The organism is Mesorhizobium sp. M7A.F.Ca.AU.001.01.1.1 (genome assembly GCF_004022735.1).
GTDB lineage: Bacteria > Pseudomonadota > Alphaproteobacteria > Rhizobiales > Rhizobiaceae > Mesorhizobium > Mesorhizobium ciceri.
In genome coordinates this window covers 1-12,316 of record NZ_RZPF01000098.1, presented here as the reverse complement: position 1 = coordinate 12,316, position 12,316 = coordinate 1, and the positions used below count along the sequence as shown (strand labels likewise).

The 12,316-nt window shown below is 62.3% G+C and carries 9 protein-coding genes; 5 read left to right on the top strand and 4 right to left on the bottom strand.

Annotated elements, in window-relative coordinates:
• The 3 genes from EN884_RS08755 to EN884_RS08745 form a co-directional block, all read right to left on the bottom strand.
• Nucleotides 1–1,760: RHS repeat protein (locus EN884_RS08755; protein WP_164894952.1), on the bottom strand; the 1,760-nt coding region annotated here is incomplete at its 3' end.
• 99 nt (nt 1,761–1,859) lie between these two features.
• Nucleotides 1,860–3,200 (bottom strand): hybrid sensor histidine kinase/response regulator, encoded by a 1,341-nt coding sequence (locus EN884_RS08750; protein WP_128360529.1) that lies wholly within the window; start codon nt 3,198–3,200, stop codon nt 1,860–1,862.
• 14 nt (nt 3,201–3,214) lie between these two features.
• Nucleotides 3,215–4,399, bottom strand: coding sequence for an FIST signal transduction protein (locus EN884_RS08745; RefSeq protein WP_050580471.1), 1,185 nt, complete (start codon nt 4,397–4,399; stop codon nt 3,215–3,217).
• A gap of 263 nt (nt 4,400–4,662) precedes the next feature.
• On the opposite strand from EN884_RS08745, the gene EN884_RS08740 reads away from it, so the two are divergent.
• The 5 genes from EN884_RS08740 to EN884_RS08720 all read left to right on the top strand — a co-directional run bounded on the left by EN884_RS08740 (nt 4,663) and on the right by EN884_RS08720 (nt 11,588).
• Nucleotides 4,663–5,160, top strand: a complete 498-nt coding sequence (locus EN884_RS08740; protein WP_013531265.1) for a (2Fe-2S)-binding protein — start codon at nt 4,663–4,665, stop codon at nt 5,158–5,160.
• A 113-nt stretch (nt 5,161–5,273) separates the two neighbouring features.
• Nucleotides 5,274–7,622 carry a xanthine dehydrogenase family protein molybdopterin-binding subunit gene (locus tag EN884_RS08735; RefSeq protein WP_027160446.1) on the top strand — a complete coding sequence of 783 codons (2,349 nt, stop codon included), beginning with the start codon at nt 5,274–5,276 and terminating at the stop codon, nt 7,620–7,622.
• Between the two features lie 113 nt (nt 7,623–7,735).
• Entirely contained in the window at nt 7,736–8,533 is a 798-nt protein-coding gene (locus EN884_RS08730; protein WP_063168155.1) for a xanthine dehydrogenase family protein subunit M, read from the top strand.
• Nucleotides 8,534–8,938: 405 nt separating this feature from the next.
• Nucleotides 8,939–9,961, top strand: a complete 1,023-nt coding sequence (locus EN884_RS08725; RefSeq protein ID WP_013531268.1) for an acyltransferase — start codon at nt 8,939–8,941, stop codon at nt 9,959–9,961.
• 247 nt (nt 9,962–10,208) lie between these two features.
• A complete protein-coding gene (locus tag EN884_RS08720) occupies nt 10,209–11,588 on the top strand; it encodes an OFA family MFS transporter (RefSeq protein WP_013531269.1) in 1,380 nt (459 codons plus the stop codon).
• Between the two features lie 260 nt (nt 11,589–11,848).
• Here the strand turns inward: EN884_RS08720 and EN884_RS08710 are convergent.
• Nucleotides 11,849–12,316, bottom strand: a 468-nt coding sequence (locus EN884_RS08710) for a GNAT family N-acetyltransferase (RefSeq protein WP_128360528.1), incomplete at its 5' end; no start/stop codon positions are given.

The window sequence follows — 12,316 nt, the reverse complement described above, 5'->3', positions numbered from 1 at the left end:
GCGCCCGGGGTCGCCGGGTCGATCTCGACATTGGCATCGGGATAGAGTGTGGTGGCGAAGCTCGAGGATTTTTTCGCGCGCGCTCCGTCGGGTCCATAAGCGAGATTGACAGTGTTGGAGGCCAGCGTGACCGTCTTCAGCCGGTTGGCCTCGTCCCAGACCAGTGTGCGGCTGCCATCGGAGGTGAGGTTGCCATTGGCATCATAGGCCATAGCATTGGCGCCGACCGAGGTTGGCGCATGCGGACGAGCAGCACTTGCCGCGGGATAGATATAGGTGCCGGCGACACGGGTACGCGAGGTCAGATTGTCGTTGGCGGCATAGACAAAGCTTTCGCTGAGCGCGGTGTTGCCCAGATTGCTGCTTGCCGTCAGCCGGTCGGCATTGTCATAGCCATAGGTCCAGCTGTCCGAAGCCGTCAGCCCCGTGGTGCCGGTGATGCGGCCAAGGCTGTCACGCGCGTACTGATCGTCGAGCAGGATGGTGGCGCCTCGTGCCGTGGTGACACGCGTCAGCCAGCGCCGCGTCGGCGAATAGGTGAACGAGGTCTTCACACCGTTCGAATAGGTGATCTCCTTGGTCTGGCCATCGGCCTCGTAAATGGTCGAGGTGATGAAGCCGGGGGCGGAGGCGAGCTTGTTGCCGGCGGTGTATTGCAGGCGGTTCGCGTTCGAACCGAAGTCGAGCTGAACAGGAAAGTACTGGACATATACGTTCTGGCCGGAGCCGTCGTGGACGTTGAACGTATAGTTGGTGATCCCCGCGATCGTGGCATCCTGGCGAGCAACCTTGCCGAGGCCGTCATAATTGTAGAGCTGGACGGCAGCCGCGTTTTCCGAGCGGGTCAGCTGGCCGATGTTGTAGTAACCCGACGCCGCCTGGTCGTAGGTGTTCTGGGTCAGCGTCACCGGGCTGCCGCCTGCTGCCGTTGCCGTCTTCAGCGTCAGCCGGTCCATCTGGTCGTAGGCGAGCGTTGTGACCGTGCCTCGGGCGTCGGTCTGGCTGATAAGGCGGTTGGCGGCGTCATAGACATAGGTCCAGGTGCCGAGATCGGGATCTGACGCCGACAGCCGGTTGCCGAGCAGATCGTAGCTGTAGCTCCAGCTCGAACCGCCGGGATCGGTGACGCCGATCAGCCGGCCGAGCAGGTCGTAGCTGCGGCCCTCCGGCAGATTGAGGCCACCGACGTCGCGGACAATGGCGGCGATATCGCCGTGTGTCGTCCATGCTGTCTTAGTCGGATGGCCAAGCTCGTCCGTCATCGTCACCGCATTCAGCCGTGGGTTGACGCCGGTTCCCGTGGCCAGTTCGTTCAAGTAAGTGCGCTGGCTTGAATCCGGATTGACCGTCTTCACCAGCCGGTCGGCCCAGTCGTAGCTGTTGGTGGTCCACTGTGCCGTCTCACCGACGAACCTCGGGAAGGCGGTACGCAGCACATTGCCGCGAAGATCGTAGTCGGTCTCGGCAATGCGTCTTGCACTGGCCGCCGTCTCTCCGGGGGTTTCCACGCGATAGACCCGGCCAAGCCCGTCATAGAAGGAGCGGGTAAAATCCTCGCCGGCGCCCCCACTCGCGCCATTGGGCAGCGGGGTGTACTTGACCAGCGCCTGTGTCGCCGGATTGCCCTCGTTCTCGAAGCGCGTCTTGGTATAGGCGCCGGTGACGCTCTGAGAGACCTGATAGGGCCGGCAGAAGGCGTCATAAGTAAAGGTTTTGACGAGACCATTCGGGTCTGTCTTCGTTGCCGGCAGGCCGCACACGGCATTGTAGGTGGCGGTCGAAACAAAGCGCGCGTCGGCGACCTGTCCGCGGGAGGACGCGCTCCTTTCAAGACGATCGGAATAGCGCGTGAGAAGTGATCAGGCCAGCAAATGCGCCAGCAGCGCCCTTAGTTGGGCCGGCTTCAGCGGCTTGCGCATCAGTTCGATGCCGCCGGAGCGGGCGGCCTTGGCGACGGCTTCCGAACTGTCGGCGGTGACGATCAGCGCCGGCACGGCGCGGCCGAGATAGTCGCGGACTTCGGCGATGGTCGTGGTGCCGAGATCGCCGCCGTCGAGATGCTGGTCGGCAATGACGATGTCGGGCACCCAGTCGGTGTCGCCAAGCATGTCGAGCGCATCGTCGGTCGAGGTCGCGGCCCGCACCAGGCATTGCCAGCGTTCGAGCAGGAAGGTCATGGCTTGCAGCACTTCGATATCGTTCTCGACCAGCAGCACCTTGGTGCCGAACAGGCCATAGCCGCGCGGCCGTTCCATGTCGGCAACGCTGGCGATGGCATCGGCTGGCGCACCGATGCCGACGGGTACATCGATGTGGAAGATCGTGCCGCGTCCGACCTTCGACGAGAATGTCACGGGATGACCGAGCGCGCTGGCCATGCGGCGCACGATGGCGAGCCCGAGCCCGAGACCGCCACCGTCCAGTTCGGCATTGGCCGGCGAGGTGCCGCGGCGGAACTCCTCGAACACCGCCTCGCGCTGGTCGTCGGGAATGCCGCAGCCCGTGTCGGCGACGTCGATGCGGATGGTGTCGCCGCGATGCCTGGTGCCGACAAGCACGCCGCCCGAGCGTGTATAGCCCAGCGCGTTGGAGAGAATGTTCTGCAGGATACGGCGCAGCAGCGTGCGGTCGGAGCGGACCACGGCATGGACCGGCCGGAATTTCAGCGACAGGCCTTTCATCTCCGCCACCGGCAGGAAATCCGAGCGGAGCGACGAGAACAGCGCCTCCAGGCTGACGTCGCTTATGTCGGGCTGCACCACGCCGGCATCGAGCTTGGAGATGTCGAGCAGGGTTCGCAGCAGGTCCTCCATCGTCTCCAGCGAGCGCTCGACCTGCCGCACCAGTTTCTTGCCCTCGTCGCTGGTCTGAACTTCGGCGAGCGCCGAAACCGAAAGGTGGGCGGCATTCAGCGGCTGCAGCACGTCGTGACTGGCAGCGGCGAGGAAACGGGTTTTTGACAGGTTCGCCAGTTCGGCGTTTTCCTTGGCGGCACTGAGGTCAATGTTCGACTGCTCCAGCCGCCGCAAGGTCGAGTGAAGTTCCTCGGTACGTGTACGCACCCGGTTTTCCAGCGAGATCGTGGTCTGGAACAGCGAAAAGGCGTTGCCTTGCTGGTCCATCGAGCGCTCGACGCGGCTGACCAGTGCCGCGTTGATCTTCTTCAGCTTTTCAAGATCGTTTATGTCCCTCAGCGGCATCTTGTTGCGCCGTCCTATTCCGCCGCCTGGCGCTCGCCGAAGGCGATGCCGGTGAAAGTCTGGTTCAGATGCATCGACCGGTACTGTTCGCCATAGGTGCCGAAACCGATGACATTGTTGACCCGGTAGAGTTCCGAGATTTCGCGAAACACCTGCCGATTGCGTGCGTCCAGCCGGCGCAGCACGCAGTCGAAGCCGAGGATCATGTCGATACCGCCAAGCCTCTCCTCGACGTCGCGCAGGGCGGCGCGCGTCGATTCGACCATGTCCTTGGGCTGAGCGATCGACAGCACGACGCCATCGTCTATGGCGCAGAAGAACGACAGCGAGCCGTCGGCATGCATCTTCTGGATCGACCGGCAATAATATTGTCCGCCCACCTTCACCACCACGGGATGCGAGGCGAAGCTCAGTGGCGTCAGCATCTGCGCGACGATACCGACGGACGCGGCATATTCCTGCGCCGCATTGGTGGCGTTGAACTCGCGCACGATGCGGTGATCTGGATCGGAAGCCGTCACCACCAGTTTCTCATCGGTGGGAACGAAATTGTCGGTCTTGAAGACATGGAAGGGAATTTCGGTCGATATCAGCACGATGATGGCGCTGTCGGAGGTGACCTTGCCGTTCGAGATCAGGCGCGTCGTCTCGAATTTCAGATCGTCGCCGGCGGAGCCGCCAAGCAGCGGAATGTCATCGAGACCCCAGTGGATGGCTGAACTCACCGCTTCTTCGGCATAGGAGAGCCCGTCGATGAAGCAGAGCGCGAAAGTGCCTTTGGTCCGATCGCAACCGAGGCGCGCGCGCAGCGATCGCCGCAGGGTCTCGACCTCGCCGGTGATCCTGTCCATACCCGACGAGGACAGATTTTCGACCATCACGCTGACGGCGGTAAACGCGGGGGACGGAAGCAGCATGGCCAGCACATGACCATCCTCGAGACCTTGCGGCGTGATCTCGCCGGCAGTCGAGCAGCCGGCGTGGTGGAGCGCCGGCGCGTGGGTCATGAGCGCCTGGGAAAGGGCGCTGGCTTCGACCAGGCTCTGGGAAAAGAACAGCAGGGCAAAGCCCGCGTCGATGGCGGCTGCTTCCAGTGCGATCGCCTTGGCGAACGCCTCCATGTCGGGCTCGTCCGTGGTGAGCGCCGACAGGCCGCATGCATAGCGCGTCTGTGAATTGGCCAGCGATGTTCTCCGCATTTCCTCCGACGCTTTTTTGTGCGCGGCTGTTTTAAATGCTTCTGGCGCGCGGGCGTCGACCGACATTGTTGCCTTCAATCGGCGGTTTGGCAATGGGGCCACCGGCACCGCATGTTTGGGGGCGGCCATGACCGAAAGTACAATGTGCCGCGTTTGCGACGTGCTGTTTTTTGTCCGATGTGCGGTGTACCAATAACGCATGGCCGATGCGCCAACGCCGCGTTGGCAACGTGATGACCAAGGTTGATACCCAGGGAGGGACCATGTCGGACGTTTCGTTGATGGTGAACGGAAAGCGGGTCAGCGGTGCTGCCGAGGACCGAACACTTCTGGTTCACTTCCTGCGGGAAAATCTCGGCCTTACCGGCACGCATGTCGGTTGCGACACCTCGCAATGCGGTGCCTGCGTCGTCCACGTCGACGGCAAGGCGGTCAAATCCTGTACGATGCTCGCGGTGCAGGCCTCCGGCTCGACCGTGTTGACGATCGAGGGCCTGGCAAATGGCGCCGACCTGCATCCGGTGCAGGCCGCCTTCAAGGAACATCACGGGCTGCAGTGCGGCTTCTGCACGCCGGGCATGATCATGACGGCGACCGACATGATCGGCCGCCACCCCGAAGGGCTCGACGAGGCGACGGTGCGTGCCGAGCTCGACGGCAACATCTGCCGCTGCACCGGCTACCACAACATCGTCAAGGCGATCCTCGCCGCATCGACGACGATGAAGGGGTCGAAGGGTAAGGCGAAACAAGCGGCTTGAACGAGGCAGTAGGGCAATAAGGCAGTAGGGCAGTAGGGAATCGGAGCCAATTTTTCCCTACTGCCGTACTGCCCTACTCACCTACTCCCCTACAATCTCGGGAGGAATTTCTGATGGGCATTGAAGGTGTTGGCGCTCGGGTCGCGCGCAAGGAAGACAAACGATTCATCACGGGCGCCGGCCGCTATGTCGACGACATGGTGGTTCCCGGCATGAAGCACGCCGCCTTCGTGCGCAGTCCGCACGCGCATGCGCAGATCAAGAAGATCGATGTGAAGAAGGCCCAAGGCATGCCCGGCGTCATCGGCGTGCTGACCGGCAAGGAACTCAAGGCCGATGGCATCGGCAATCTCATCTGCGGCTGGATGATCCACTCCAAGGACGGCTCGCCGATGAAGATGGGGGCATGGTCGCCACTCGCCTTCGACCGGGTCCGTTATGTCGGTGACGCCGTCGTCATTGTCGTCGCCGAGACCAAGGGGCAAGCGCGTGACGCCGCCGAGGCGGTCGAGATCACCTACAAGGAGTTGAAGGCCGTCGTCGACGCCTCCAAGGCGATGGACAAGGGTGCGCCGCAGATCCACCCCGAAGCGGACAACAATCTGATCTTCGACTGGGACATCGGCAATGCCGACGACACGGATGCGGCCTTCGGGAAGGCAGCCCATGTCGTCAAGATGGACATCATCAACAATCGGCTGGTGCCTAACGCCATGGAGCCGCGCGCCGCACTTGGCCATTACGACAAGGCCGAGGATCACTACACCTGCTGGACGACCTCGCAGAACCCGCATGTGGCGCGGCTGGTGATGAGCGCCTTCTACAATGTCGCGCCGGAAAACAAGCTGCGCGTGATCGCGCCCGATGTCGGCGGCGGTTTCGGCTCGAAGATCTACATCTATCCCGAAGAGATCGTCTGCCTGTGGGCGTCGAAGAAGACCGGGGTGCCGGTCAAATGGGTGGCTGACCGGACCGAGAGTTTTCTGACCGACGCGCATGGCCGCGACCATCACACCCATGCTGAAATGGCCTTCGACAAGGACCACAGGATCCTCGGCCTGAAGGTCGAAACCCAGGCCAATCTTGGCGCCTATATGTCGCTGTTTTCGTCGGCGACGCCTACCTACCTCTATGCGACGCTGCTGTCGGGCCAGTACAATATCCCGGCCATCCACGCCAATGTGAAGGCGATCTATACCAACACCGCGCCCGTCGATGCGTATCGCGGGGCAGGGCGGCCGGAAGCGACCTTCGTCATGGAGCGCATGATGGAGACGGCGGCCCGCCAGTTCGGCGTCTCGCCGGCCGAGCTGCGGCGCAAGAACTTCGTCACAGCGTTTCCGCATCAGACGCCGGTCATCATGTGCTATGACGCCGGCGACTATGCCGCTTCGCTCGATGCGGCAATGAAGGCGTCGGATTATGCCGGCTTTGCCAAGCGCAAGGCCGCCGCCGCCAAGAAGGGGCTGCTGCGCGGCATTGGCATGAGCTGCTACATCGAAGCCTGCGGCATCGCCCCGTCTGCTGCCGTCGGCTCGCTCGGCGCCGGTGTCGGCCTTTGGGAATCGGCGGAAGTGCGCGTCAACGCGGTCGGCACGATCGAGGTGCTGACTGGCTCGCACAGCCACGGCCAGGGCCATGAGACGACCTTCGCGCAACTGGTCAACGAGCGCTTCGGCGTGCCGCTCGATTCGGTCTCGATCGTGCATGGCGACACCGACAAGGTGCAGATGGGCATGGGCACCTATGGCTCGCGCTCGGGTGCAGTCGGCATGTCGGCCATCGTCAAGGCCCTCGACAAGGTCGAGGCCAAGGCCAAGAAGATCGCGGCACACCTGCTCGAAGCCGACGAAGGCGATATCGTCATCGAGAATGGCGCGCTGAAGGTCGCCGGCACCGACAAGAACGTGCCGTGGTTCCAGATGGCGCTGGCCGCCTACACTGCCCACAACCTGCCGGGCGGCATGGAGCCCGGGCTGAAGGAGACGGCGTTCTACGATCCGTCGAATTTCACCTTCCCGGCGGGCTGCTATATCTGCGAGGTCGAGGTCGACCCGGAAACCGGCGTCACCGAGATCGTCCAGTTCGTCGCTGCCGACGATTTCGGCAACATCATCAACCCGATGATCGTCGAAGGCCAGGTGCATGGCGGGCTGGCGCAAGGCATCGGCCAGGCGCTGCTCGAAGGCGCCCATTATGACAATAGCGGCCAGCTTTTGACCGCGAGCTACATGGACTACACCATGCCGCGCGCCGGCGATCTACCGTCGTTCAAGGTCTCGACCTCGAACACGCCATGCCCGGGCAATCCGTTGGGGATCAAGGGCTGCGGCGAGGCCGGCGCCATCGGCTCGCCGCCGGCGGTGATCAACGCCCTCACCGACGCCATCGGCAGCAACGATCTTGCCATGCCGGCTTCGCCGTCCACCGTCTGGGCCGCGATCCGCGCAACGAAACACTGAAAGCGAATAGCGAATAGGGAGTAGCGAATAGGGAAGAGAAGGCGGTGCGACTGGATAGTTCCTATTCGCTATTCGCTACTCCCTATTCGCCCATTCACCCAAGGGAGAATTCCATGTACGCAGTCAACTATCACCGCGCCGCCTCGGTCGCCGATGCTGCCAAGCTGGTCAAGACAGGCGACGCCAAGCTGCTTTCGGGCGGTATGACGCTGATCCCGGCGATGAAGACGCGGCTTGCCGCGCCGTCAGACCTTGTCGACCTGTCGCGGATCACGGAGCTGCAGGGCGTCAAGGTCTCGGGCAAGACCGTCACCATCGGCGCCGCGACCACGCATCACGCCGTTGCCAATGACGAGAAGCTGAAGAAGGCCTGTCCGGCGCTTGCCCATCTGGCGTCACTGATCGGCGATCCGGCGGTGCGCCATAAGGGGACGATCGGCGGCTCGATCGCCAACAACGACCCGGCGGCCGATTATCCGGCGGCGCTCCTGGCGCTGGGCGCCACCATTATCACCAACAAGCGCGAGATCGCTGCCGACAAGTTCTTCAAGGGTCTGTTCGAGACCTCGTTGAAGGAAGGCGAGATCGTCACCGCCGTCACCTTCACCGCGCCGGCCAAGGCGGCCTATGAAAAGTTCCGCAATCCGGCATCGCGCTACGCCATCGTCGGCGTGTTCGTTGCCAAGGGCAAGGATGGCGTCAGCGTCGCCGTCACTGGAGCCGGCGATGACGGCGTCTTCCGCTCGAAGGAGATCGAGGCAGCATTGGCCAAGAATTTCGCGGCCTCGGCACTGGAAGGTGTGAAAGTGCCGGCGAAGAATCTGATGACCGACATCCATGCCTCGGCCGATTATCGCGCCAATCTGATCGCGGTGATGGCCAAGCGCGCGGTTGCGGCAGCCAACGCCTGAGAAACTGTTTGGAAACTCTACTCCGGCGGCCATCTGATGGCGTTTTCTGTGCTTCCGGTGCTCACGTACCAAAAGTACGCTCCGCTCCGGTTCTCGAAACCACCACCTATGACTCGCCAGGGCGAGTTTCGAAACAGTTTCTAATACGATCAGTCGCAGACAAGGAAAGGGGCCTCCGTGGCCCCTTTTCTCGTGCGGCGGCCTGCATCCGTTCAGTTGCTGATGGAATCGCTGCCGCACTGCTTGAAGCAAATCCCCGCCGAGCCGGAGGCCGGACCTGATCCGGCAGCAATCTCGCACTTGCACAAATCCATATTGCACTGCAATATGAACTAGGGCGGGAATGCGAGCTGGGTTCGAATTGTACCATCGTACCCTTCGCATGCCTATTGCGAGAGGATCGGCATGACCGACATTTCCGCGACGCATGTCGTTCCGTCCCGATCCGCCGCCGACAGATCAACCAGAACAAGACTGGCCTATCTCGACGGCTGGCGCGGGCTTTCGATCGCGCTGGTTCTGATCGGCCATTTCTTTCCGGTTCCGGGAATCAATCTTGGCGTGCTGGGCGTCGAATTCTTCTTCGTGCTCAGCGGCCGGCTGATGGGCGAGATCCTGTTCATCGAACGCTACCCGCTGAAAAAATTCTTCAAACGCCGCTTCTCCCGCATCTATCCGGCTCTTCTGGTCTTCGTAGTCGTCGCGATGATCGCGCTCTCCGGCACGTTCCTCGCCTTCAAATGGAAGGCCGCGCTGACGGCGCTGACATTCACCTACAATTATGCCGGCATTCTCGTGGCTCGGGCAGGGGCGCTCGACCATATCTGGTCGCTCTGCATCGAGGAGCACGCCTACATCATCCTGGCGCTGATCAGCGTCATCGTCTCAAGTCGCTCTCGCGTGGTCGTGCTGCTCCTGGCGCTGGCCTTGCTGGCCATGGCCAATGGCGCGGTTTCGTACTGGGTCTTGGGGATGGACTACGAAACCACTTATTGGCGCACGGATGTGCACATCGCGTCGATCCTCCTGTCGGCTTCGATCTGCCTGCTCAAGGCCGACGGCAGGCTGCCGGCGTTTTTGAGAGGCAAGCATGTGGCCCTGGTGGCAACGGTCTGTGCCGTTGTCCTGTTCCTGGATCGGGTGCCGACGCCGATGCACTATCTCTTCGCGGTGCCGCTGCTGGCTCTGGCCGTCAACGCACTCGATTTCAGCCCACGGTATTTTTCCGGATTGCTGTCGTCCTGGCCGATGGCGACGCTGGGGCTGTGGTCGTACTCGCTCTATTTATGGCAGCAGCCGTTCTACAAATTCGTCTATGAGCAAGGCAGCGCGCCGATACCGATGCTGGCCGCAGTCTTCGCTTGCGCGGCCTGCAGCTACTACCTCATAGAGCGCCCGGCGCGCGAATGGCTCAACCGCAACTGGTGAATGCCGTCGTGCCCGGCCAGATGATCGTGAGTGCAGGTGGAGGGATCGCGCTTCATAAGCAGACAGTCAATCAATTGTTTCTAATCTAACTTTCGGGAAAGCAATGACCTGCTTTGCGATATGGGCCAGTCTCATTAGACATTGGTCGTATGGCAGGCATTCCTTATTGCCTCGCCGGCTTACCCGCCTAGTTTGTTCGCAGGACACATCTGAGAAGATGGTTCGAAGACGCATCTGGGAGGATGGAATGGATACGACTGGGGAAAGGGCGGGCGGCTGGCTCGACCGCTCACGCACCGTCGCCGAGCCTGGCTTCAGCAGGTGGATGGTGCCGCCGGCGGCGCTCTGCATCCACCTTTGCATCGGCCAGGCCTATGCGTTCAGCGTTTTCAACTTGCCGATGTCTAAGCTGATCGGCATCACCGACTCGGCGCCCGACGACTGGAAATTGACCGGCCTCGGCTGGATTTTCTCGATCGCGATCCTGTTCCTGGGCATTGCGGCGGCGTTCGGCGGCGGCTGGCTGGATCGCGTCGGTCCGCGCAAAGCCATGGTCGCTTCTGCCTGTTGTTTCGGCGGCGGCTTCATTGTCTCGGCGCTCGGCGTCTATCTGCACCAATTGTGGATCATCTATCTCGGCTACGGCGTGCTGGGCGGCATCGGTCTCGGCCTCGGCTATATCTCGCCGGTCAAGACGCTGATCACCTGGTTTCCGGACCGGCCGGGCATGGCAACCGGCATGGCGATCATGGGCTTCGGCGGCGGCGCCTTCATCGCCTCGCCGCTGTCGGTTTATCTGATGAAGCTGTTTTCGACGCCTGAGCACATCGGCGTCGCCGAAACCTTCCTGGTGCTGGGCATCGTCTATTTCGTCTTCATGCTGATCGGCGCCGTTATCGTCAGGGTGCCGCCGGAGGGCTGGAGGCCTGCCGGATGGACGCCGCCGGCGGCACAGAATGCGATGGTGACGACGTCCAATGTCCATCTCGACGATGCGTTGAAGACGCCGCAGTTCTGGCTGCTGTGGGGCGTGCTGTGCCTTAATGTGACGGCAGGGATCGGCGTGCTCGGCCAGGCCTCGGCGATGAGCCAGGAGATGTTTCCGGGACGCATCACGCCTGCCGCTGCCGCCGGCTTCGTCGGCCTGCTGTCGATCTTCAACATGCTCGGCCGCTTCTTCTGGGCCTCGACCAGCGATTATATCGGCCGCAAGACAACTTATGCCATCTTCTTCGCGCTGGGTGTCGTCCTCTATGCGGCGGTGCCGTGGACCGGCCAGACCGGCAGCGTTTTCCTGTTCGTGCTGTTCTACGGGATCATCCTCAGCATGTATGGCGGCGGCTTCGCCACCATTCCCGCTTACCTGCGCGACGTCTTCGGCGTGCGTTACGTCGGCGCCATCCACGGCCGATTGCTGACCGCGTGGTCGGTGGCGGGCGTGCTTGGCCCGGTGCTGGTGAATTATATCCGGCAGTACCAGATCGACAGCGGCGTTGCGAAGGCCGACGCCTACACGGTCACCATGTACATCATGGCCGGCCTGCTGGTTGTCGGCCTCCTGCTCAACCTGATGATGCGGCCCGTCAATGCGCGCTTCCACATGAAGACCGAACCAGCGGTGGCTTAGAGTCAGTTCCATCCCGATAGAATCGGGATGGGCTCTATCTTATTGTTTGAGCATGATCTTTTCCGAAAACCGGAGTCCACTTTTCGGGATCAGCTCTGAGGAGACCGACCATGGCGCAAGACAACGAGAATTCGATCAAACTCACGCTGGCCTGGCTGCTGGTCGGCATCCCGTTGGTCTGGGGGTTCTGGATGACGCTGGTGAGTGCGACAGCCCTGTTCCAGTAGTCCTCATCTTCGTGCGCGGATCTGCCTGGTCTGTCAGGCGCTGATCTGCCTGACGTAATAGCGCACCGCTTTCTTGCCGCCATGGATAACGGCGTCGCCGGCCTCGACGAAGCCGAGCGCAGCGTGAAAGGCATCCGAGGCGGGGTTCGGCGGGGCGGTGTTGACTTCGCAGGTGACCAGCGTGTGGCCGGCGCGCTCAACATGGCCGAACAGGTCCTGATAGAGCCGGCGGGCGTGGCCGCGGCCGCGTGCGTGCGCCGCCACGACGACCCGGTCGACATAGACGAAGCGCTCATAGCGCTCGCGGAACCACAGGAAATTCGGGCTGTCGTAGCGGGCATCCTGGTCGAAGGTCATGATGAAGGCTTCGAGATCGCCGATGCGCCTGGTGTAAAATGCTTCGCCAAGCAGGAAGGACAGCCGCTCAGCCTCCAGCCACGACAGTTCGGCGGCATGCTCGTTGTTGAGCGCCAGGATCGCCGCTTCGTCTTGGGCCGATAC

Bases quoted from the DNA above. Each gene is read 5' to 3' on its own strand.
- EN884_RS08740 (WP_013531265.1), top strand. From the start codon at position 4,663: ATGTCGGACGTTTCGTTGATGGTGAACGGAAAGCGGGTCAGCGGTGCT.
- EN884_RS08730 (WP_063168155.1), top strand. From the start codon at position 7,736: ATGTACGCAGTCAACTATCACCGCGCCGCCTCGGTCGCCGATGCTGCC.
- EN884_RS08725 (WP_013531268.1), top strand. From the start codon at position 8,939: ATGACCGACATTTCCGCGACGCATGTCGTTCCGTCCCGATCCGCCGCC.
- EN884_RS08735 (WP_027160446.1), top strand. From the start codon at position 5,274: ATGGGCATTGAAGGTGTTGGCGCTCGGGTCGCGCGCAAGGAAGACAAA.
- EN884_RS08750 (WP_128360529.1), bottom strand. From the start codon at position 3,200: ATGCCGCTGAGGGACATAAACGATCTTGAAAAGCTGAAGAAGATCAAC.
- EN884_RS08745 (WP_050580471.1), bottom strand. From the start codon at position 4,399: ATGCGGAGAACATCGCTGGCCAATTCACAGACGCGCTATGCATGCGGC.
- EN884_RS08720 (WP_013531269.1), top strand. From the start codon at position 10,209: ATGGATACGACTGGGGAAAGGGCGGGCGGCTGGCTCGACCGCTCACGC.